General features: G+C 66.6%; 17 protein-coding genes. 10 read left to right on the top strand and 7 right to left on the bottom strand.

The genetic code is table 11. The annotated features are described in order from the left end of the window. Positions 1-2: 2 nt before the first annotated feature. The 4 genes from mnmG to E2L08_RS11495 are packed head-to-tail and all read left to right on the top strand — an operon-like array spanning position 3 to position 4,153. On the top strand, positions 3-1,877 hold the full coding sequence (gene mnmG / locus E2L08_RS11510; RefSeq protein WP_133397231.1) for a tRNA uridine-5-carboxymethylaminomethyl(34) synthesis enzyme MnmG: 1,875 nt from the start codon (positions 3-5) through the stop codon (positions 1,875-1,877). After that, positions 1,874-2,461 (top strand): 16S rRNA (guanine(527)-N(7))-methyltransferase RsmG, encoded by a 588-nt coding sequence (rsmG, locus tag E2L08_RS11505; RefSeq protein WP_133397230.1) that lies wholly within the window; start codon positions 1,874-1,876, stop codon positions 2,459-2,461. The genes mnmG and rsmG overlap by 4 nt, the downstream gene beginning before the upstream one ends. After that, a complete protein-coding gene (locus E2L08_RS11500; protein ID WP_133397229.1) occupies positions 2,442-3,263 on the top strand; it encodes a ParA family protein in 822 nt (273 codons plus the stop codon). The genes rsmG and E2L08_RS11500 overlap by 20 nt, the downstream gene beginning before the upstream one ends. Then, positions 3,260-4,153 carry a ParB/RepB/Spo0J family partition protein gene (locus E2L08_RS11495; RefSeq protein ID WP_240758213.1) on the top strand — a complete coding sequence of 298 codons (894 nt, stop codon included), beginning with the start codon at positions 3,260-3,262 and terminating at the stop codon, positions 4,151-4,153. Before E2L08_RS11500 ends, E2L08_RS11495 begins: the two co-directional genes overlap by 4 nt. Positions 4,154-4,163: 10 nt before the next feature. Here E2L08_RS11495 and E2L08_RS11490 read toward each other — a convergent pair whose 3' ends face one another. Continuing rightward, positions 4,164-4,550, bottom strand: coding sequence for a rhodanese-like domain-containing protein (locus E2L08_RS11490; protein ID WP_206077006.1), 387 nt, complete (start codon positions 4,548-4,550; stop codon positions 4,164-4,166). 14 nt (positions 4,551-4,564) lie between these two features. Next, positions 4,565-5,476: an MBL fold metallo-hydrolase gene (locus E2L08_RS11485; protein ID WP_133397228.1), complete on the bottom strand. Its 912-nt coding sequence runs from the start codon at positions 5,474-5,476 to the stop codon at positions 4,565-4,567. A 192-nt stretch (positions 5,477-5,668) separates the two neighbouring features. On the opposite strand from E2L08_RS11485, the gene E2L08_RS11480 reads away from it, so the two are divergent. From E2L08_RS11480 to E2L08_RS11465, 4 genes are all read left to right on the top strand, one after another. Further along, entirely contained in the window at positions 5,669-5,983 is a 315-nt protein-coding gene (locus tag E2L08_RS11480; protein ID WP_133397227.1) for an ArsR/SmtB family transcription factor, read from the top strand. A 72-nt stretch (positions 5,984-6,055) separates the two neighbouring features. Further along, positions 6,056-6,535 carry an EF-hand domain-containing protein gene (locus E2L08_RS11475; RefSeq protein WP_133397226.1) on the top strand — a complete coding sequence of 160 codons (480 nt, stop codon included), beginning with the start codon at positions 6,056-6,058 and terminating at the stop codon, positions 6,533-6,535. 141 nt (positions 6,536-6,676) lie between these two features. Continuing rightward, positions 6,677-7,810 (top strand): efflux RND transporter periplasmic adaptor subunit, encoded by a 1,134-nt coding sequence (locus E2L08_RS11470; RefSeq protein ID WP_133397225.1) that lies wholly within the window; start codon positions 6,677-6,679, stop codon positions 7,808-7,810. Next, on the top strand, positions 7,807-10,920 hold the full coding sequence (locus tag E2L08_RS11465) for an efflux RND transporter permease subunit (protein ID WP_133397224.1): 3,114 nt from the start codon (positions 7,807-7,809) through the stop codon (positions 10,918-10,920). The genes E2L08_RS11470 and E2L08_RS11465 overlap by 4 nt, the downstream gene beginning before the upstream one ends. Positions 10,921-10,951: 31 nt before the next feature. Here E2L08_RS11465 and E2L08_RS11460 read toward each other — a convergent pair whose 3' ends face one another. The 5 genes from E2L08_RS11460 to otsB all read right to left on the bottom strand — a co-directional run bounded on the left by E2L08_RS11460 (position 10,952) and on the right by otsB (position 17,253). Then, on the bottom strand, positions 10,952-12,940 hold the full coding sequence (locus tag E2L08_RS11460) for a tripartite tricarboxylate transporter permease (protein WP_133397223.1): 1,989 nt from the start codon (positions 12,938-12,940) through the stop codon (positions 10,952-10,954). Positions 12,941-13,010: 70 nt separating this feature from the next. After that, complete coding sequence (locus E2L08_RS11455; protein WP_133397222.1) at positions 13,011-13,958, bottom strand: tripartite tricarboxylate transporter substrate binding protein; 948 nt, start codon at positions 13,956-13,958, stop codon at positions 13,011-13,013. A gap of 76 nt (positions 13,959-14,034) precedes the next feature. Beyond that, the gene (locus tag E2L08_RS11450) at positions 14,035-15,072 is read right to left on the bottom strand and encodes a hydroxyacid dehydrogenase (RefSeq protein ID WP_240758212.1); all 1,038 of its coding nucleotides are present in this window, start codon (positions 15,070-15,072) and stop codon (positions 14,035-14,037) included. 130 nt (positions 15,073-15,202) lie between these two features. Next, positions 15,203-16,555 (bottom strand): alpha,alpha-trehalose-phosphate synthase (UDP-forming), encoded by a 1,353-nt coding sequence (locus tag E2L08_RS11445; RefSeq protein ID WP_133397221.1) that lies wholly within the window; start codon positions 16,553-16,555, stop codon positions 15,203-15,205. Then, entirely contained in the window at positions 16,552-17,253 is a 702-nt protein-coding gene (gene otsB / locus E2L08_RS11440) for a trehalose-phosphatase (protein ID WP_168771129.1), read from the bottom strand. The genes E2L08_RS11445 and otsB overlap by 4 nt, the downstream gene beginning before the upstream one ends. Positions 17,254-17,530: 277 nt before the next feature. On the opposite strand from otsB, the gene E2L08_RS11435 reads away from it, so the two are divergent. Together E2L08_RS11435 and treS are read left to right on the top strand one after the other, a co-directional pair. Further along, a complete protein-coding gene (locus tag E2L08_RS11435; RefSeq protein WP_133397219.1) occupies positions 17,531-19,495 on the top strand; it encodes an alpha-1,4-glucan--maltose-1-phosphate maltosyltransferase in 1,965 nt (654 codons plus the stop codon). Continuing rightward, positions 19,492-22,794 carry a maltose alpha-D-glucosyltransferase gene (treS, locus tag E2L08_RS11430; RefSeq protein ID WP_240758211.1) on the top strand — a complete coding sequence of 1,101 codons (3,303 nt, stop codon included), beginning with the start codon at positions 19,492-19,494 and terminating at the stop codon, positions 22,792-22,794. Before E2L08_RS11435 ends, treS begins: the two co-directional genes overlap by 4 nt. Positions 22,795-22,963 lie beyond the last annotated feature (169 nt).

Genomic DNA, 22,963 nt, shown 5'->3' with positions numbered 1-22,963 from the left:
CGGTGTTTCACGTGAAACAATCCCACATCATCGTTGTCGGCGGAGGGCATGGCGGCGTCGAAGCGGCCGCTGCCGCCGCGCGGATGGGTGTGCAGGTATCCCTTGTTACGTTGGATATCGATGGGATCGGGGCGATGTCCTGCAATCCGGCCATCGGAGGGCTGGGAAAGGGCCATCTTGTCCGCGAAGTCGACGCCCTCGACGGCATCATGGGAATCGCCGCTGACGGAGCGGGCATCCAGTATCGCCTTCTGAACCGCCGAAAAGGCCCCGCGGTCCAAGGACCGCGTGCCCAGATGGATCGGCAGCTCTACCGCACCGCCGTTCAGAATGCGGTTCGCGGGATGGCCGGTATCGACGTGATCGAGGGCGAGGTCGCTGATCTGCTCGTCGGGAATGGCGCTGCGCGGGGTGTCATCCTCGCAGATGGCTCGGAGATCCCGGCGGATGCCGTCATTTTGACAACAGGTACATTCCTGAACGGGGTCATCCATATCGGGTTGGAACGAAAGGCCGGGGGGCGGATGGGGTCGCGGGCGAGCGTGGCGCTCGCGCAGCGGCTCTATGACCTCGATCTCCCTATGGGGCGTCTCAAAACGGGTACGCCGCCGCGTTTGGCCTCGGATTCGATCGACTGGTCGCGATTGGAGGAACAGCCGGGGGACGACGTTCCGGTGATGCTGTCCTTCCTGTCCCGCGAACCTGTCGCACGCCAGGTATCTTGCGCCATAACCCATACGAACGAGGGAACCCACGATATCGTGCGGCGGCATCTGCACGAATCCGCCATGTATGGCGGGCAGATCGACGGTAAGGGTCCGAGATATTGCCCGTCGATCGAGGACAAGATCGCGCGCTTTGCCGACAAGACCTCGCACCAGATTTTCCTCGAACCCGAGGGGCTGAACTGCGGAACGGTCTATCCGAACGGGATCTCGACATCTCTTCCCGAGGCCGTTCAGCTTGAATATGTTCATTCGATTGAGGGGCTTGAGGCCGCGCGGATCGTTCAGCCTGGCTATGCCATCGAGTATGATTATGTCGATCCGCGGGCGCTCGATCGGGGCCTGCAGGTTCGTGCTCTGCCGGGATTGTGGCTTGCCGGCCAGATCAACGGAACGACGGGCTACGAAGAAGCCGCTGCACAGGGTCTTTATGCGGCGGTGAACGCCGTGAATGCCGTGCGGTGGGACGATCCGTTCCATCTTTCGAGAACCGAATCCTATATCGGCGTGATGATAGACGATCTCATTACCCGGGGCGTTACCGAACCCTATCGCATGTTCACGTCGCGGGCCGAATTTCGCCTATCTCTGCGCGCGGATAACGCGGACCAGCGATTGACGCCGAAAGGCTGCCGGATAGGACTTGTGGGGCAGCACCGCGCCGAGGCGTTCGACGAAAAATGCCGGCGACTGGAGGCCATCCGGTCCGTCCTGCACGGAGCCCGGATCGGAGCCGCCAAAGCGCACGAGGCGGGGCTTCCGGTTTCGGAGAGCGGACCGGCGCGCAGCGCGATGGATCTCCTTGCCGTGGCGAATGTCGGGATCGACGATCTGGATGCACTTGTCCCTGAACTTTGCGGGTTCGACGACGAGACCCGCGCGCAGGTCGGCCGCGAGGCAATCTATGCGAATTATCTCGACCGGCAGGAAACCGAGGCCGCGCATCTCCGTCGCGATGAGGCGACCGTGATCCCGGCCGATCTCGATTACGCGATGTTGCGGGGGCTTTCGCACGAGCTGTCCGAGAAACTGACCGCAACGCGTCCCGATACGATCGCGGCGGCCGCTCGTATCGAGGGGATGACGCCGGCGGCGCTGAACGTGATCCTCCTGGCGATCCGGGCAGGGCGCAGGCCCGCCCGATCCGCATGACCAAGGCACAGGTTACTGCCACGGACCGGGAACACCGGTTTGCGGCCTTGGTGAAACAATGGAACCGGACGATCAACCTTGTTGCGCGCGGCGATGAAACGGAGCTTTTCGACCGTCATTTCGCCGATTCGAGGCAGGTCGCGACGCTCCTTCCGAATTGGTCGACATGGTGCGACCTCGGCTCCGGCGGCGGATTTCCGGGCGTTCTTGTAGCTATTTATGCGCCTCCATCGGCGCAAACCACTCTGATCGAGAGCGATACGCGGAAATCCGTGTTCCTGAGAACCGTGATTCGCGACCTCGGTCTGCAGGCACAGGTTCTCAACGAGCGGATCGAGGCGGCAGCTCCGCAATATCCCGACGTCATCAGTGCACGGGCCCTGGCTCCGCTGACATCCCTTTTGAGCCTGGCGGAACGTCATGCACGCCCCGATACGGTCCAGGTTTACCCCAAGGGCGCACGCGCCGAGGCCGAGATCGAGGATGCGCGCCGTGCTTGGGACTTCTCAATCGAGCATGTCCCGAGTAGATCTGACCCCAGCGGAACGATCCTGGTCCTGAGGAATGTCAGACGTGTTGGATGAAACTCCCCGTGCCCCAAGGATCGTGGCGGTCGTCAATCAGAAGGGCGGCGTCGGCAAGACGACCACGGCGATCAATCTTGGCGCGGCGCTTGCCGAGATCGGGTGCAGAACCGCGCTGATCGACCTCGATCCGCAGGGAAACGCATCGACCGGGCTCGGGATCGGCAAAGCCGAGCGCGAAAAGACCTCTTATGACCTGCTTACGGGCGATGCCGATTTTCACGCGGTTCTGGCACCGACCCACGTCCCCGATCTCCTGATCTGCCCCGCGACCGGGGATCTCAGCTCTGCCGATATCGAGATTTCCACCACCGCCCGGCGCAGTTTCCTGTTGCGTGACGCCCTTGCGGCGGATCGGCTGAGGGGGACGGGGCTCGAGGTGGTGCTGATCGATTGCCCTCCATCGCTGTCGCTTTTGACGCTGAACGCGATGGTTGCCGCCGATTCGGTTCTCGTGCCGCTGCAATCCGAGTTTTTTGCCCTCGAAGGGCTGTCGCAGCTCATGCTCACGATCCGCGAGGTGCGCGCCTCGGCGAACCCCGATTTGCGGATCGAAGGGGTGGTCCTGACGATGTATGACGGGCGCAACCGGCTTGCGCAGCAAGTTCTGGCGGATGCGAAGGACGCCCTTGGCGATCTCGTGTATGACACGATCATCCCGCGCAACGTCCGCCTGAGCGAGGCGCCGTCCTATGCCCAACCGGTGCTCGAATACGACCCCCTGTCAAAGGGCAGCATCGCCTATCGCGCATTGGCGCAGGAATTCATGGCCCGCGCGGACTGGAAGGAGCCGATCTCGTGACCCAAAACCGTCCCCGCGGCCTCGGACGTGGTCTGACCGCCCTGATGGCCGATGTTTCGGTCGATGAAATCCCCGGTGCCGAACGACGGCAGGCCGAAACCACCATTCCGATCGAGCGGATCGCCCCGAACCCCGATCAGCCACGGCGCAGTTTCGCGCCCGAGGCGCTACAGGAACTTGCCGATTCGATCTCGGCCAAAGGCGTGATCCAACCGCTCGTCGTTCGCCGCCATCCTGAGAAAGCCGGGCATTACCAGATCGTTGCAGGCGAACGGCGCTGGCGTGCCGCGCAGATGGCCAAGCTGCACGAGCTGCCGGCGCTGGTCCGGGATTTCGACGATACGGAGGTTCTCGAAATCGCGATTATCGAGAATATCCAGCGCGCGGACCTGACCGCGGTCGACGAGGCGCGCGGGTATCGGCAACTCATGGATCGGTTCGGGCGCACGCAGGAACAGATGGCAGATGCGCTGGGGAAAAGCCGCAGCCATATCGCGAACATGCTGCGGCTGCTGACATTGCCGCCCGCCGTTCAGGACCATCTCGATGCCGGGCGCCTGTCGGCCGGTCATGCCCGTGCGCTCGTGACCGCCGCGGACCCGGCGAGCCTCGCCGATGAGGTCATCGCGGCCAACCTGACCGTTCGCCAGACCGAAGATCGCGTGCGCAAGGCCAAGGCCGGTCAATCGCCTCGGCAGGAACGCGGCCGCGCGAACGGGGACAAGGATGCAGATACCCGCGCGTTGGAGCGTGACCTGTCCACAGCCCTTGGGCTCAGGATCACCATCGACCACAAGCCCGGTGGAGAATCGGGAACGATGACGATTTCCTACAAGCATCTCGCCCAGTTGGACGATCTATGCCGACTTCTGTCGCGGGATGTTTTCTGACCGTTCGAGCCTAGCCTGCAACCGGAAGACCCGCCTTTTTCCACCCCTCGAGCCCACCCTCGATGACGGTCGCCCGGTATCCCATGACCCGCAGCGTATCCGCCGCCATCGCGGCGCGCGCGCCCGAGGCGCAGAGGACATGCACCCGTCCCTCGCTACCCCGCAGGCCGGTCAGCCGCGCGTTGCTCTTTCCGGTATCCGGATCGGCCTGCATCTCGAGCATTCCGCGGGGCACGTGAACGGCGCCGTCGATGGCACCGTCGCTTTCCAACTCGCTCGGTTCGCGCACGTCGAGCACGATGTCCTCGCCGCCGGTCGCCTCATAGACGTCAGCGGGATCGACCGTATCGACGCGGGATCGCGCCTCTTCCAGCAGGTCATTCATGGATTTAGCCATGCTTCTTGCTTCTTTCAGAACTTGTTCACCGGCATCTTGAGGTAATGCGCGCCGTCGTCCTCGGCTTCGGGCAACTGCCCGGCGCGCAGGTTCATCTGCAACGCGGCCAGCATCCGGTCGGGCAGCGCCAGGGTCGCGTCGCGCTTGTTCCGCCGCTCGATGTACTCCCATTTCGTACCACCGCCCTTCAGATGGATGTTCTCGGCCTTGTGGGTCGCAACGCTTGCCTCCCATTCGGGTTCATCCCGTCCCTCGGCACCGTAGTCATGGCCGATGAACAGGCGGGTCTCGTCGGGCAGGGAAAGGATCGCTTGCAGCGAATTCCACAGATCCTCGGCGCTGCCGCCGGGAAAATCGGCCCGTGACGTCCCGCTATCGGGTTGCATCAGCGTGTCATGGACGAATGCGGCATCGCCGCAGACGAAGGTGATCGAGCCCAGCGTATGGCCCGGCGACAGCATGACCCGCATCTCGAGATCGCCGAGCGCAAAGCGGTCGCCATCGGCGAACAGCCGATCAAAGTCGCGGTCCGGGTCGAACGCGTCAGGCGTGTTGTAATATCCCCGCCAAAGCTCCGCGATATCGCGTGTCCTTTCGCCAATTCCGTTCGGCGCCCCGGTGCGCGATTTCAGCCGGGACGAGGCCATGACATGGTCCGCATGGGGGTGCGTATCGAGGATCCATTCGACCTCAAGCCCTTGCTTATCCACGAGATCCAGAACCTGATCCATGCTGCGCGTATCCAACGCGAAACTGGCAGGGTCAAAGTTCAACACGACGTCGATCAGCGCGGCCTTTTTCGTCGCGGGATCGGCACAGACATACTGGATCGACCCGGTATCGGGCTCATAGATGCCCCAGACATCGGGGCTGTCGGCGCCGCGCGATGCGGAGTGTCGGATGATGGGCTCGTTCAGTTTGGACATGGTCGTGCTCCGTCTGGCATGGAGGTCGGCGAAATCGAGACGGGATCGAAGACCGTAAACGTCGACCGCGACCCTGAACCTTCGGGGCGGGGCAGGGGGGCTGCGACGATGCGGCATCTTTCCGATGGCTTCATTGCGTCGTTCTGCATCATGGCCCATAGGTAAGCCATGTCTAAATTAGTCAAACCTGATATGGATGCGGGCCGTCCCCCGCTCGATGTGCTTTATCGGCGTGCGGGCGAGGTTGCCGGTCATCTCGCGCTTCTGTCGAATGCGAACAGGCTGATGGTGCTCTGCCACCTGCTCGACGGAGAAAGGTCTGTGGGCGATCTGCGCGCCCAGCTCGATCTCAGCCAGTCCGCGCTGAGCCAGCATCTGGCGCGATTGCGCGCCGCCGGCATGGTCGAGACGCGGCGCGACAGGCAAACGATCTATTACAGCATCGCTGACCCGCGCGTGCACCGCATGATCGGGGCGCTTTATGGCATTTATTGCGCGGATGGATGAAATGCGACCCGAGGAAACTGTCCACGTTCGAGGCCGTTGATGGGGCGGACCACCTGACAAAGGATCACTCCGATGAAAACGACTTTGGGAATGGGCGCCGTTGCGCTCGCGCTGATGGGAACCGGGGCGTTGGCCGATCAGCATCGCCAGGGCAACATGGCCGGACCGGCCGACCGGCAGGAGATGCAGGGCATGACCGGCATGCAGGGTATGCACGGGATGGACGGTATGCAGGGCATGTCGCATCACGGCCGGATGTATGGCGACGGCTCGGGAATGCGCGGCCGTATGGGCAATTCGATGATGCCGGCCATGATGATCGCCATGCTGGACGCGAACGGCGACGGGGCGCTGTCGCTCGACGAACTCGAGGCCGTTCTGGGCCGGATGTTCGCCGTTGCGGATGCGGACGATAACGGCCGTATCAATGCAAAAGAACTGCGCGCCTTCATGGGGCATGACGATCGCATGATGCCCAAGCCCCGCAAGGATGGCGAGAAAAAGGGCAAGACCCGGCAGGATCGCCAGAACTCCGACCGCGACGCGAACTAGAAGGTTTGCGCGAATGGCCGGCCCGCCGACATGGTGGCGCCGGCCTTTCTGGCGGCAAGGCTACCTCCCCGCGTGGCTTGCGCTATACCAAGCCGGAACGGTGCGCCCCCTGTCGCCCGTGTTGCACAAAGGACCGGCGGCATGACGGATAGCGAACAAGGCCCCCGGCCGATGCGTTTCGAGGACGATCCGGGCGCGAAACGTTCGGCCTGGATCGCGGGCATCCTCGCCGTCGCCATCATCGCCTGGATGGGCAGCGGCTATCTGTTCCCCTCCGACGACGACGCACCGGCCGAGGGACCGGTGGAAACTGCGCCCGTATCGGTGGCGGTCCGGCCCTCGACGGCCGAGACGGTCACGCTCTATTTCCGGGCCGAGGGTCAGGCCCAGCCCGACCGCGATACCATGGTCCGCGCCGAGACGTCGGGCGACGTGGCCGAGGTGCTCGTCCCCAAGGGCGCCCGCGTCGAGGAGGGCGAGGTGATCGCGCGCCTTTCAGCCGACCGGCTCGACGCCGATCTTGCCGGTGCTCGCGAGGAGGCCGCGCGCGCCCGCCGCGAGCTCGAGAACGCGCAGCAACTGCTCGACCGAGGTGTGTCGACCGAGGATCGCGTCGCACAGGCCCGCGCCGCCCTGGCGGCTGCCGAGGCACAGGTCGTCGCCGCGGAAACCGGATTGGAAAGCACTGAAATCGTTGCACCTTTCGGTGGGAGGCTCGAGACGATGACGCTCGACAAGGGCGAGTTCGTTTCCGCCGGCGCCGAGGTCGCGCGGCTCGTCGACAACCGCCCGCTGACGGTGGCGGTGCAGGTGCCCCAGCAGTCGCTCGGCGCGATCCGCGACGGCCAACCGGCCGAGGTCCGCTTCATCACCGGCGAGACCCGCGAGGGGCGCGTGACCTTTGTCGGAACCGCCGCCGCCACGCAGACCCGGACCTTTCTGGCGGAAATCGAGGTGCCGAACGAGGATGGCGATATCCCCGCAGGCATATCCGCGCGCGTCGTGATCCCAACCGGCGAGGCGCGCGCGCATTTCGTGCCGTCCTCCATCGTGTCGCTGAACGAAGAGGGCGAGACGGGCGTCAAGACGGTCGAGGACGGCCGGGTTGTCTTTTACCCCATCGAGGTGGCCCGCGCCGAGATTGGCGGGATCTGGGTCACGGGGCTGCCCGATCAGGCGGATCTCATCACCGTGGGTCAGGGTTTCGTGCGCGGCGGCGAAGAGGTTCGCGCCCGCCCCGAAACCGCGTCCGCCTCGGCGGAGGCGCAACGATGAACGCCATCATCGACGCGGCCTTTTCCCGCTCGCGTGTCGTGGCGATCTTTCTCGCCTTCCTTCTGGTCATCGGGGGCATCGCCTATGTCGCCATCCCCAAGGAATCGACGCCCGAGGTGCCGCTGCCGCTGGTCTATGTCTCGACCGCGATCGAGGGGATCAGCCCCAGCGATGCCGAGCGTCTGCTCCTGCGTCCAATGGAGACCGAGTTCGGCGCCATCGAGGATCTGCAGGAAATGCGGTCAGAGGCGGCCGAGGGGTTCGCCTCCGTCCAGCTCGAATTCGCCGCGGGCGGCGATGTCGACGAGGCGCTGCGCCGCGTGCGCGAGGCGACGGACCGGGTGCAGGGCGAATTGCCCGACGATGCCACCGACCTGCGCGTGACCGAGATCAACACCGCCCTGTTTCCCATCGTCACGGTCGTTCTGTCCGGCCCCGTTCCCGAACGCACGCTGAACGATCTGGCCGATGAGGCGTCCGAGGCGCTCGAAGGGCTGCCCGGCGTGCTCGAGGTCGATATCGGCGGCCAGCGCGACGAGTTTCTGGAGGTCCTGATCGATCCGACCGTGTTCCAGACCTACAATCTCAGCTTCGACGAGCTGATCAGCCAGCTTCAGCGCAACAACCGCCTGATCGCCGCCGGCGCCATCGAGACCGGGGGCGGGCGCATCGTGCTCAAGGTACCGGGGCTGATCGAGGATGCCTCGGACGTGATGGATCTGCCGGTCAAGGTCAGCGACGATGCGGTTGTGACCTTTGCCGACGTGGCGCAGGTGCGCCGCACCTTCGAAGAGCCGGACGGTTTCGCCCGGATCGACGGCCAGCCGGCGCTGTCTCTCGAGATCGTCAAACGCTCGGGCGCGAATATCATCGACACGGTCGCGCAGGCCCGCGCCGTGATCGAGGATTTGGCACAGGATTGGCCCGACACCATCGAGATCACCTATCTCCAGGACCAGTCCGAACAGGTCGAAACGCTGCTCTCCGATCTCGAGGCGAACGTGATTGCCGCGGTGATCCTCGTCATGCTGGTGGTGGTGCTGGCCCTCGGTCCACGCTCGGCGCTGCTGGTGGGGCTCGCCATTCCGGGTGCGTTCCTCGCGGGTGTCGCCGCGCTCTGGTTCATGGGCTACACGATGAACATCGTCGTGCTGTTCTCGCTGATCCTCGTCGTGGGGATGCTGGTCGACGGGGCCATCGTCACGGTCGAGCTTGCCGACCGGCGAATGCAGGAGGGGGCCGACGCGCCCGAAGCCTATGCCGCCGCCGCCAAGCGCATGGCATGGCCTATCATTGCCTCGACCGCGACGACGCTCAGCGTGTTCTTCCCGCTGCTGTTCTGGGGGGGCGTGACGGGCGAGTTCATGAAATTCCTGCCCGTGACGGTCCTTTTGACGCTGACGGCATCGCTTTTCATGGCGCTGATCTTCATTCCCGTGATGGGTGGGCTGATCGGGCGGCGGCAGGCGCAATCGGCCGCGGCCAAGAGGGCGCTTTTCGCGGCCGAGCAGGGCGATCCGCGCGAGATCGGCGGCCTGACAGGGGCCTATGTCCGCGTGCTCGAATGGGCCGTGCTTCGGCCGCTGACGACCGTGTTGATGGCCGTCGCGCTGCTTTTGGGGGCCTTCGCCGCCTATGGGGAGTTCGGCCGCGGCGTGACGTTCTTTCCGTCGGTAGAGCCCGAGTTCATGTCCGTCGAGGTGCGGGCGCGCGACAACCTCTCGATCTGGGAGCGTGACACGCTGGTGCGCGCGGTCGAACGGCGTCTTCTCGGTTTCGACGAGGTGGCGACGGTCTATGCCCGCACCGGGCAGGGCGGGCAGGGCGGCGACGAAGAGGTGATCGGCACCGTCCAGCTCGACCTGATCGACTGGGATACGCGCCGCACCGCCGCCGAGATCGGCGAGGACGTACGCGAGGCCGCCGCCGATATCGCCGGGATCGACGTGCAGGTGCGCACCGTCAGCGGCGGGCCATCCGTCGGAAAGCCCGTGAACCTCCAGATCCGGGCGCAGGATCCGGCCGCGCAGGACCGGGCCGTCGACCGCGCCCTGTCGCTGATGGAGGAGCTTGGCGGGTTCACCGATATATCGGACAACCGGTCCCTGCCGGGTGTCGAGGTGTCGATCCTCGTCGACCGGGCCGAGGCCGCGCGTTACGGGGCCGATGTATCGCTTTTGGGGCAGGCGGTGCAACTTTTGACCCAGGGCATCGCGGTGGCGGATTACCGCCCCTCGGACGCGGATGGCGCGCTCGATATCCGGGTGCGCTTTCCCCGCGACGCGCGGTCGCTGGCCGAGCTTGCCGACCTGCGCGTTCCGACCTCGGCGGGGCTGGTGCCGATCTCGAACTTCGTCACCTTTGCGCCGACCGACCGCGTCGGCGCCATCCGCCGCATCGACGAACGCCGCGTGGTCACGATCGAATCCGACGTCGCGCCCGGTGCGCTGGTCAGCGAACGGATCGCCGCGCTCGACGCGGCGCTGACAGAGGCGGATCTGCCCGACGGGGTCGAATGGACCTTTGGTGGCGAGGCCGAAGACCAGCAGGAGGCCGCGAGCTTCCTTATCGGGGCCTTCGCGGCGGCGGTGGTGGGGATGCTCCTCATCCTGGTGTTGCAGTTCAACAGCTTCCGGCAGGCCTTCATCGTGATGAGTGCCATCGTCTTTTCCGTCGCGGGTGTGTTGCTGGGGCTGGTGGTCACGGACCGTCCCTTCGGGATCGTGATGGGCGGGGTCGGCGTGATCGCGCTGGCCGGGATCGTGGTGAACAACAACATCGTCCTGATCGACACGTTCAACGATCTCAGGCGCGGCGGCATGGCCCCGCGCGAGGCGGCGATCCGCACCGGCGCGCAACGCCTGCGGCCGGTCCTTTTGACCTCGGTGACGACCGCGCTGGGCCTCATGCCCATGGTGCTGGGCATGAACCTCAATTTCGCGACACGCGAGATCGCGTTCGGCGCGCCCTCGACCCAGTACTGGACCGAGCTTTCCTCGGCCATCGCCGGGGGGCTCGTTGTCGCGACCGTTCTGACGCTGGTCGTCACCCCGGCCATGCTGATGCTGGGCCGGGGCCGCGCGGCGGCCAAGGCATCCGCCCCGGCGTGACATTCCCGTGTCGCGCCGGGGCGCGGGGCGGCTAGAACAGCGTCCCGCCCGGCAGGGGCACGGCCAGAAGCTCGCGGAAGGCCAGCGTGACGCCGATCACGACCGCGACGACGCCCGCCACGCTCACGATGGCCCGGCCGCCTTCGCCGTCGCGGTGATAGGCGGCGGCCATGAGGACCAGCGCCAACGCGACGCCGCCGACGAGGAAACCCACCGCCGGGATCAGGGCGACCGCCCCCAGCATCGCCACCGGCACGATGGCGGTTCGCGCGCGCCCCCGCGCCGGGGCGGGCCGCGCCGCCCGTTTCAGCACCACCAGCCGGATCGCGGCCAGCGCGACGAAAGCCAGCATGGCCCAGGCGACGGTGCGCGGGAACACGGCCGCATCGGCGTTCAGCCCCCGCGCCTGCACAATCACCACGATCGCGACCGCGCCGAAAACCGATAGCGCCAGCGCATCGGCAAGCCGCGCGCGCGGCGGTGCGGTTTCGCCCGCGCGGGGGGGCGGGGCCGTGGCGGGCCCGGGGTCGCGACGCTGTGCGATCAACCGTCGCGCCCATGGAAAGGCGGGGTAAGCGGCACTCAGGATCGCCAGGACGATGATGACCTGCGCCAGCGGCCGGCCGAAGAACTGGCCCCAGACGTTGCCCATCGCGTCTCCGATGGTCCAGCCCTGCACGAACCCCTTTTCGGCGATGGACCCGAGGATCAGCCCCAGCACGATGGGCGAGACGTCGAACCCGCGCCGCTGGACCGTCCAGCCGATCACGCCCAGCACGATCATGATGCCCACGTCCGACAGCGAGTTCCGGATCGCGAATGCACCGATCACCGTCATGAAGGCCACCACCGGCACCAGGGCCATCTTGGGCGCCTGCACGATGGCCCCATAGGCAAAGCGGCCGATCAGGAGCCCCACGGGCAGCATCAGCAGGGTGGCGAGGAACAGGCCGAAGACGAATGTATAGACGATGCTCGAGCCATCGGCGAAAAGAGCGGGCCCCGTCCGCACGCCCTGCACCAGCAGCGCGCCGAGGATCACGGCATCGGGCGGCGTGCCCGGAATCCCCAGCACCAGCGTCGGGATGAAGCCGCCGCCCACGGTCGCGTTGTTGGCGGATTCCGTGGCGACGATGCCGCCCGGATTGCCCTCGCCATAGCGTTCGGCGCCCTTGCCGGAACGCCGCGCCTCGGAATAGGCGACGAGTCCCGCGATCGAGCCGCCGGCGCCGGGCAGCGCCCCGACAAGCGTGCCGATCACCGAGGACCGGATCACGTTGACCTTGTTGCGCATCAGTGCGGAGACGGCCTCGGGCAGGCGAAAGCCGCGGGTCGCCTCGGGTTTCGACAGGTGCCGGTCCGAGGTCGCGACGAGGTCCATCAGCACCGGTATGCAGTAAAGCCCGATCAGCGCCGAGACGATCTCGATCCCGCCCAGGAGGGTGTTCGAGCCAAAGGTGAACCGCACCTGCGCGCTCGTCTCGGAAATGCCGATGGTCGCCAGCAGCAATCCGAAACTCGCCCCGATCAGCCCCTTGATGACGTTTCCGGTCGACAGGGCCGAGATCAGCGACAGCCCGAACACGGCCAGCCAGAAATATTCCACCGGGCCAAAGGCCAGCGCCGCGCGGGCCAGCGGCGGCGCCAGCAGCAACAGGGCGGCGGCGCCTACCAGCCCGCCGATCAGCGAGGACAGGCAGGCGATCGACACGGCCAGATCCCCGTCGCCCCGCTTGGCCATCGGGTAGCCGTCAAAGGTCGTCGCGATGGCCGACGGCGTGCCGGGGGTGTTGAGCAGGATCGCGGCATAGGCGCCGCCATAGATCGCGCCGGTATAGATCGCGCCCAGCAGGATCAGCGCGCTGGCGGGGTCCATGGCGAATGTGATCGGCACCAGCACTGCGACTGCCATGGTCGCGGTCAGGCCGGGTATCGAGCCGATCACCGTGCCCGCCGCCACGCCGCCCAGGGCGAACAGCACGTTCAGCGGCGTCAGCGCCTGCGCAAGATAGTCCAGCATGGGCACCCCCCGCATCGCGGGCTGAAGAAACGGGAACCGGCCGGGGGCATGCCGCCGGCCGGCCGGCGGTTCACTCGATCACGCCGCCTGCGCGGGCCGCCTCGAGATACTCGTCGGCCTTTTGCGCCATGAAAGCGTCCATCTCCTCGCCATAAGAGATGTCGGTCAGGGCGAACCCGTTATCGAGCATGGTCTGTCGGAACGCCTCCTGGTCGTTGATCTGCTGGATCGCGTCGGCGACCTCGGCGCGCATGTCCTCGGACGTGTCCTTGGGCACCGCGATCCCGCGATAGGCCCCCGAGACGAGGTCGTAGCCCAGTTCCTTGAAGGTCGGCACATCGGGAAAGGCGGGGTGGCGTTCGTCCATCGCCACGGCGAGCAGCCGCACCTCGTCGCCCTGCGCCGCGCCGACGGTGGTATAGCCCCACTGCGCCTTGACCTGCCCGCCGAGATTGGCGGTGGTCGAGGACCCGGTCCCGTCGAACGAGACATAGGTGGTGTCGATCCCGGCCATCTCGTCGAAACGAAGCTGGGCGATATGGTTCGCCGTTCCCTTGCCCGACCCCGAGAACGTGACCTGCCGCGGGTTCTCTTTCGCGTCCGAGATCAGGTCGTCGAGCGTCTGGTAATCGCTGTCTGCGCGCACGACGATGGCGTCGGGGGTGTAGTGGAACATGTGGACCGGCACGATATCGTCGGTCTGGAAACCGACATTACCCTGCATGGGTTTGACGATGATATGGGGCAGGTTGATCCCCATGATCGCCGTGCCGTCGGCGGGCATGGTGTTGAGCTGCGACCAGCCCACCGCCCCGCCGCCGCCGGGCTTGTAGCTGATGACGAGGTCTTCGCCAAAAAGCTCCTTGAAATGGGGCTGCTGGAACCGCGCGGTGATGTCGGATTCGCCTCCGGGGCCGAAGGGGATGACATAGCTGACCGCCCCCGAGGGGAAATCCTGCGCCGTGGCCGGCGCGGCGGCCAGTGCGAGCGCGATGGCGGCGAGTGTGCGTCTGAACATGGTAATCCTCCCAGATCGTTCATGGTTGCGGGCCCGTTCCGGTCCGAATGACCGCCGGTGGACCCGGTCCGGGCGGTCAGGGCGTCGTGTCCGCGTCGGTCCGATGCGCGTTGCGGCCGTCCTCCCCGCCCGTGCCGAGCGCCCGCGCGACGTTGGCCACCGTGACCTGCGACACGCGGGCATTGCCTTCGTGGGTGACGCCGGCGACATGCGGCGTCAGGATCAGGTTCGCGAGACCATCGAACACCGCCCCGGCCGATGCGTCCAGCGGCTCCTGCGCGAAAACATCGAGCGCGGCGCCGCCGATGCGGCCCGCGCGCAGCGCTTGGGCCAGGGCGTGTTCGTCCACGACGCCCCCGCGCGCGGTGTTGATGACGATGGCCCCCCGCGGCAACCGCGCCAGAGCCTCCGTCCCGACCAGCCCACGGGTGGTGTCGGTCAGCGGAACGTGGATCGACAGCACGTCCGAAAGGCCGAACAGGTCCTCGGGCCGGGCGCAGCGATGCACCCCGGTCCACGCCGGATCGTCCGCGGCAAGATGCGGATCGTGGGCGGCGACGGTCATGCCCAGCGCCCGCGCCCGATCCGCCACCATGCGCGCGATGCCACCGAGCCCCAGCAGGCCCATCGTCCGCCCCGAGATCTCGCCCCCGATCAGACGATTGCGCGGCCACGCGCCCGCGCGCAGTTCGTCCGTGGCCATGTAGGCGCCCCGGACCAGCACCAGCGCGGCCGCTATGACGTATTCGGCTACCGAAAGCGCATTGGCGCCCGTCGCCGGAAGAACGTCGATCCCGCGCGCCTCGCAGGCGGCGAGGTCGATATTGTCGAGCCCTACACCCAACCGGCCCACCGCGCGCAGCCGCGGCGCGGCGGCGAGCAGTTCGGCATCGACCTGCGTCCGGTTGCGCACGATCACCGCATCGGCGCTGCGCAACGCGTCGAGCAGCCGGGCGCGATCCTCGACCAGGTCGGGGGCATAGACGACCCCGATGCCGGGGCCGAACCCGGCCAGCGCGGTTTCGTCCATGAACTCGGTGACGACGACCTGCATCACGCCATGCGCTCGCGCGATGCGGCGAAAGCGGCGGCGATGGCCGTCTCTGCACCCCATGTCAGGCATTCCACGGCGTTCCCCCCGACGTCCCCGTTCGCCCCGATCCTGCCCTTGCACGGTCCTGCATTGCAAACACCGTCTTTCGCCGCGGGCGTGGATTTCGCCCCCGCGCGGCGCGGCAATGGGCTCAGGCGCGGCGCAGGCAGTCCATGAACCGCTCGGTCCAGGTCGCCACGTCGCTGTCGCGCACCACCTCGAGAAGCGCGGCATGGCGGCGCCTGCGTTCGGCCAGCGGCATGTTCAGCGCGGTGGCAATGGCCTCGGCCATCTCGTCGATATCGAAGGGGTTGACGAGCAGCGCCTCGGTCATGTCCTCGGCCGCGCCCGCCATCCGCGACAAGATCAGCACGCCCGGATCGTCGGGATCCTGGGCCGCGACATATTCCTTGGCGACCAGGTTCATCCCGTCGACCAGCGGCGTGACAAGACCCACATCGGCCATGCGATAGAGCGCGGGCAGGTCGGCCCGTCGAAAGGCGCGGTGGATATAGGTGATCGGCGTCCAGTCGAGCCGCGCGTTCTCGCCGTTCACCCGACCGGCGATGGCTTCGAGTTGCAACCGCGTCTCGCGATAGGCGGGCACCTCCTGTCGGCTCGGCGGCGCGATCTGGAGAAAGCTCGGCCGCTTGGTCTTGTCCTCGCGCGTATCGAGATAGCGCCCGAAGGCGGTAAAGCGGTTCGGCAAGCCCTTGGAATAGTCCAGCCGGTCGACCCCGATCAGGTAGGTGTCGCCCGGCCCGAACCGCGTTTCGGAGGGGCCGTCCGAACGTGCGGCGGCATCGGCAAAGCCCTGCGTGTCGATCCCGATGGGAAAGGCCCGCAGGCTGAACACGCTGTCGCCGTGTTTCACCCGCCCGTCGAGCAGGATCTCGCCCCTCGGGTGGTGGCGGAACAACTCGAGACAGCGGGCGACGTCGGCGCGGGTCTGAAGCCCCACCAGATCGAAGGCCGCGATCCAGTCGTGAAAGATCTCGCGCTCGGGCAGGGCCTCGAGCAGGCTCAGCGAGGGAAAGGGGATGTGGAGGAAGAACCCGATCCGCGCCTGCACGCCGAGCTTGCGCAGCTCGTAGGCCAGCGGAAGGAAGTGATAGTCCTGCACCCAGATCAGGCTGTCGGGCCCTGCCGCCTGCGCGATATGGCGCGCGATCCGGCGGTTCACGGCGACATAGGTTTCCGCAAAGGCCCGGTCGATCGCCAGCAGGTCCGTGCGGCGGTGGCAAAGCGGCCAGAGCACCGAGTTCGCGTAGCCCAGGTAGTAGCGGTCATATTCTTGCTGGTTGAGGCGGAACGCCTTTTTCTCGTAGCCCTCCGCAGGCAGGGACATGAGATCGTCGGTTTCGTATTCCTCGGGTTCGGCGGCGGCCCCGAGCCACAGCCCGCCCTCGCGTTTCAGCGTGGCGTCGAGCGCCACGACCAGCCCGCCGGACGGGGTATCGCCGGCCGGCAGCCGGTTCGAGACGACGATAAGATCCTGGCTCATGGGCGGTGTCCGCCATCGTCCAGCCAATCGCGCAGAAGCGCGCGCACCTCGCGGGGGGTCGAAAGCCGGCAAGAGGCGGCGGTGGGGCCGTCGCCGACCTTCACGCCGATGCCGCCCCGCTCGACGGCATAGCGCAACATGCCTTCGTCGGTCCGGTCGTCGCCGATGGCGATGGGCGTCGTCCCGTCCCCCCAGAGACTGTGCAGATCGGCGACCGCGCGGCCCTTGGACACGTCCGACAACATGATCTCGAGCGCCATCTTGGCGCGGTGCAGGGTCAGCCCCTCCCAATCGGCGACGAAAGCCTCGAGAAACCGCTCGACTCCGGGCATCGCATCGGGCGCCTGGCGGAAATGCAATGCGGCGGAATAGGGCTTTTCCTCGTAGAGCACGCCGTCGCGATGATCGGCATAAGTGCGCAGCACCTTGCGGATGCACCCGAAATCCGACGGCAGCTCCGAGGTGACATCGGGCAGGCCGCCGCCGCGCCGCTCGGCCCCGTGCGAGCCGACCATGACGCCGCGAAACCCCGGCAGGAACCCCTTTAATGTTGCGGTATCTCGCCCCGACACGATGGCCGTACGCCCGTCGGTCCGGTCGAGCAGATCGTCGAGAAGCGCGCCGAGGTCGGGCGAGATCGCGATGCCGTCGGGGCGGTCGGCGATATCGACCAGCGTGCCGTCCATATCGAGGAACACGCAGGCATCGCCGGGCGGGGGAAGTCGCGGCTTCCCCGGATCCGGTTCGGGCATTTCTTCGGAAAATCCGATCAACTCATAAAAATTCATCTCGATACCCGGTTCCGCAGACTGGGACAATTTGACCTACAGGGGATCAATGGCCCGGATGCCGCTTCGGTTCCCCCGGTGCCGCCCCGCGTTATTCGGGGACAAGGGGAACCTGTCGGCGTGCCACGGGTGTTCTAGAGTTCACAGCAAGGCTATCGCACCGACCGGAAACGGGGAGGGACTGGACATGAAATCGGAACGGCCCGCCAAGGCCTCGACCCCCAAGCTCGCCGAGCTGGCGCAGCACCGCCTCGCCATCACGGCGGTCGATCCCTGCATCGACGGCGGGCGCTTTGCCGCAAAGGCGGTCGCGGGTTGGCCCGTGACCGTCTCGGCGGATGTGTTCGGCGACGGCCACGAGGTCATCGGCGCCGAGATCGTCGGGCCGGGCGGCAGGACGGTTCCCATGACCCACGAGGTCAACGACCGGTGGTCGGGCGAGATCGTGTTCGACGGCCCCGGACCGGCCGGTTTCATGCTCGCCGCCTGGCGCGACGCCTGGGGCACCTGGGCGCGCGACACCGGCAAGAAGCGCGCCGCGGGGCAGGATATCGCGGTCGAACTTCAGGAGGCGCGCGAGATCCTCGACGCCACGCGGGCCGGACGGGGCAACGCGTCGGCGGTGCAACGGCTTCGCAAGGCCGCAAAGGCGGGCGAGGTCGAGGTTCTGCTGTCCGACGAGACGACCGAGCTGATGGCCCGGATCGGGCCGCGGGCGAACCTGACACGGACGGATACCTTTCCGATCTGGGTCGACCGCGAACGCGCGGCGTTCTCGGCGTGGTACGAGCTTTTCCCGCGCTCGACCGGGGCGCCGGGCCAGCACGGCACGTTCCGCGACGTGATCGGGCGGCTCGACTACGTCAAGGATCTGGGCTTCGACGTGCTGTACTTCCCGCCCATCCATCCCATCGGCGCGACCAACCGCAAGGGGCGCAACAACGCGCTCAAGGCGGTGCCGGGCGATGTCGGGTCGCCCTATGCCATCGGATCGCCCGCCGGCGGGATGGACGCGCTGCACCCCAATCTCGGCGATTTCGACGATTTCGACGCGCTCGTCGCGGCGGCGGCGGAAAAGGGGCTCGGGATCGCGCTGGATATCGCGCTGAACGCCTCGCCCGATCACCCCTGGATCGAAGAGCATCCCGACTGGTTCGAGCGCCGCCCCGACGGGTCGATCAAGTTCGCGGAGAACCCGCCCAAGAAATACGAGGATATCGTCAATTTTCGCTACTATGACGGGGACGAGCCCAACACCCCGTTCTGGCGTGCCATCCGCGACCTGTTCCTGTTCTGGATCGGGCACGGGGTGACGATCTTTCGCGTGGACAACCCCCACACCAAGCCGTTCCCGTTCTGGGAGTGGATCATCGCCGAGGTTCGCCGCCGCTGCCCCGAGGCGATCTTTCTCAGCGAAGCCTTCACCCGGCCCAAGGTGATGCGCCACCTCGCCAAGATCGGCTTCAACCAGAGCTATACCTACTACACCTGGCGCGACACCAAGGCCGAGCTGACCGAATACCTGACCGAGCTCACCACCGAGCCGTGCCGCCATTACATGCGGCCGAACTTTTTCACCAACACGCCCGACATCAACCCGATCTTCCTCCAGACCTCGGGGCGGCCGGGGTTCAGGACGCGCGCGCTGATGGCCGGTACGCTAAGCGGGAACTGGGGGCTCTATTCGGGCTTCGAGCTTTGCGAGGCCGCGCCGCTGCCCGGCCGCGAGGAATATCTCGATTCCGAGAAATACCAGCTCCGCCATCGCGACTGGGACGCCGAGGGGCATATCAAGGACGATATCCGGCTCGTGAACCGGATCAGGTCCGAAAACCCCGCGATGCGCGATTTCACCAACCTGCGTTTCTTTCCGGCCTTCGACGACCGCGTGCTCTATTACGGCCGGTTCGACGAGGCGCACCGCAACTACCTGCTGTTTCACGTGCTGATCGACCCCCATGCGGGCGCCGAGTTCGGGTTCGAGCTGCCCCTTTGGGAGTTCGGCCTGCCCGACGACGCCGCGATCGAGGCCGAGGACGCGATCCACGGCAACCGCTTCACCTGGCAGGGCAAGAGCCATACCCTGCGTCTGGATCCGCATGAGCGGCCCTATGCGATCTGGAAACTGCACCCATCGGGAGACGCCCATTGACCCTGCTCGACAAGACCGCGATCCGCGATACGCCCGTGGGCGATGTCGAGGACTGGTATCGCGACGCCGTGATCTACCAGCTTCACGTCAAGGCGTTCATGGATTCCAACGATGACGGCATCGGCGATTTCGCCGGTCTGATGCGGCGGCTCGACCATGTGCAGGATCTCGGTGCGACGGCGATCTGGATCCTGCCGTTCTACCCTTCGCCGCTGCGCGACGACGGCTACGACATTTCCGAGTTCAAGGCGGTCAACCCCTCCTACGGCACGATGGAGGATTTCGAGGCGTTCGTCGCCGAGGCGCACCGGCGCGGGCTCAAGGTCATCACCGAGCTCGTCATCAACCATACCTCGGATCAGCACCCGTGGTTCCAGCGCGCCCGCCGCGCGCCCAAGGGCAGCCCCGAGCGGGATTTCTACGTCTGGTCCGACGATCCGACCAAGTGGATGGACAAGACGCGGGTGATCTTCAACGACACCCATGACAGCAACTGGTCCTGGGACCCGGTGGCCGAACAGTTCTACTGGCACCGGTTCTTCGACCACCAGCCCGACCTCAATTTCGACAACCCCGAGGTTCTGGCCAGCGTGCTCGACGTGATGCATTTCTGGCTCGACAAGGGAGTCGACGGGCTGCGGCTGGATGCGATCCCCTATCTGGTCGAGCGCGACGGCACCAATAACGAGAACCTGCCCGAGACCCATGCCGTCCTCAAGGCGATCCGGGCCGATCTCGACAAGCATTACACCGGCCGGATGTTGCTGGCCGAGGCGAACCAGTGGCCCGAGGACACGCGCCCCTATTTCGGCGATGGCGACGAATGCCACATGGGCTTTCACTTTCCGCTCATGCCGCGGATGTACATGGCCGTCGCCCAGGAAGACCGCTATCCGATCACCGATATCCTCCGCCAGACGCCGCCGATCCCCGAAGGCTGCCAGTGGAGCATTTTCCTGCGCAACCACGACGAGCTGACGCTCGAGATGGTGACGGATCGAGAGCGCGATTACCTCTGGGATTTCTACGCCTCGGACAAGCGGGCGCGGATCAACATGGGCATCCGCCGCCGTCTCGCGCCGCTGTTGCAGAACGACCGCCGCAAGATCGAGCTTTTGAACTCGCTGCTGTTGTCGCTGCCGGGAACGCCGGTGGTCTATTACGGCGACGAGATCGGGATGGGCGACAACTACTATCTCGGCGACCGGGACGGCGTGCGCACGCCGATGCAATGGTCGGCCGACCGCAATGCGGGCTTCAGCCGCGCGACGCCCCAGCAGCTTTACCTGCCCACGATCCAGGACCCGGTTCACGGGTTCCAGGCGATCAACGTCGAGGCGCAGCATCACGCCCCCGCGTCGCTGCTGAACTGGATGAAGCGGATGATCGCCGTCCGCCAGCGCCATCCGCTGTTCGGGCGGGGCGAGATCGAGCTGCTCTATCCCCGCAACCGCAAGATATTCGCCTATCTGCGGCATGACGGCGAGGAAACCGTGCTCTGTGTCGCCAACCTGTCGCGGCAGGCCCAAGCGGCCGAGATCGACCTTCCAGCCTATGCCGGGATGGTACCCATCGAGTTGACGGGCGCCTCGGCCTTTCCGCCGGTGGGCGAGCTGCCCTACCTGCTGACGCTGCCGGGATACGGGTTCTACTGGTTCCAGCTCGCGGCCGAGGATGCCCCGTCATGGCACCAGCCCATCGCGGCCATGCTGCCCGATTTCGTCACCCTCACGACGCGGGACGGGCGCGTGTCCACCGCGCTCGACGATGCCACGGCGCGCCAGTTCGCGACCGGAACCCTGGCCGAGTACCTGCCGCTGCAACGCTGGTTCGGCGCCAAGGATGCCCGGATCGAGCGGGTCGCGCTCGACCGCCTGGTCGAGATGTCCGAGGGCCGGCATATCCTGTCGGTCGTCGATGTCACGCTGAGCGACGGCGCCGCGCAGCGCTATTTCCTGCCGCTCTCGGCCGCCTGGGGCGAGGACGCGCTGATGATGGGGCCGCGTCTGCCCGCGACGCTCGCCAAGCTGCGCCGGGCCAACACCATCGGGGCGCTGCGCGACGCCGCCATGGACGAGGATTTCGCGCGCAGCCTGCTGGCGGCACTGGCCGCGGGCGAGACGCTCGAGGGCGATGGCGGGCGCATCGTCTGTCGCGGCTCGGACCGCCTGTCCGAGCTCGAGCCGCCGCTCGAGCCGCGGCTCCTGTCGGCCGAACAGTCCAACGCCTCGATCGCCTTCGACGACAAGCTGATCGTCAAGCTCTACCGCCGCCTGCGGGCGGGCGTGCAGCCCGATATCGAGATCGCGCGCTTCCTGACCGACGAGACCGATTTCGACGCCAGCCCCGCGCTTCTGGGCACGATGGAATGGGAGGCCGAGGACGGCACCGTGACCACGCTGGCCGCCGCGACCGAGTTCGTGCGCAACCAGGGCGATGCGTGGACCTATGTCACCGAGGCGCTCGAGCGCGACATGGAGCGTCTGGACCTCGCCGGGCCCGATGCGAATGCCGACGAGGAAAACGGCGCCGCGATGGGCGGGCCGCTCGACCTCGGCCGGGTTCTCGGCCGGCGCACCGCCGAGCTGCACCTGGCCCTGGCCAGCGGCAAGGAAGGCACCGCCTTTGCGCAGGAGCCGATGGGGTCGCAGGACTTGCAGGCGCTCGCGCGCGAGGTCGAGGCCGAGCTTTCCGCCACGCTCGACGATCTCTCCCGCGCCGCGCCCTCCCTGCCCGAGGCCAGCCGGGATCTGGCGCGCGAGGTGCTCGACCGCCGCGAAAGGCTGATGGACAAGCTGCGGCGCGTGGTCGATCTGCCCGCCTCGGGCGGGCGCTGCCGCATACATGGCGACTATCACCTCGGGCAGGTTCTCGTCGTGCAGACCGACGTGATGATCATCGATTTCGAGGGCGAACCCTCGCGCAGCCTCGACGAACGCATGGCCCGGACCTCGCCCCTGCGCGACGTGGCGGGGATGCTGCGCAGCTTCGACTATGCGCTGTGGTCGACGCTCCGCCGCCGGGTCGAACTGGGCGCCGATCCCGCGCGCAGTCTCGCCGGAATCAGCCGCTGGCGCGAGGCGACGCATGGCGCGTTCCTCGCCGCCTATCGCGAGGCGATGGAGGGCGCATCCCTGCACCCGGCCGACCGGGCGCTGGAAACCGCGCTTCTCGACCTCTTCCTCGTGCAGAAGGCGGCCTATGAGGTGGCCTACGAACTGTCGATGCGCCCCGACTGGCTCGACATCCCCCTCCGCGGCCTCCACGCCCTTGCCGAGGACACCGCGCCGCAGAAATAAGCGGCAAATCGGGGGCAAGGCCGATTACTGCCGCGCGCGCCGGGCCCCAAAATCGGCCCGGCGCGGGATCGCAGTCGCAGCCGCGTCGTTTCCATCCCGTGCCAAATCGACGGCCTGTAAAACTTGTCGGCTCACCATGCCTGTTTGGATGAAAAAATCTCGCACCCGG

The sequence above is a fragment of the Palleronia sediminis genome (assembly GCF_004358695.1).
In the GTDB taxonomy this organism is placed as follows: Bacteria; Pseudomonadota; Alphaproteobacteria; order Rhodobacterales; family Rhodobacteraceae; genus Palleronia; species Palleronia sediminis.
Note: the sequence above shows the minus strand (reverse complement) of the source record. Positions and strands in the feature narration are given on the sequence as shown.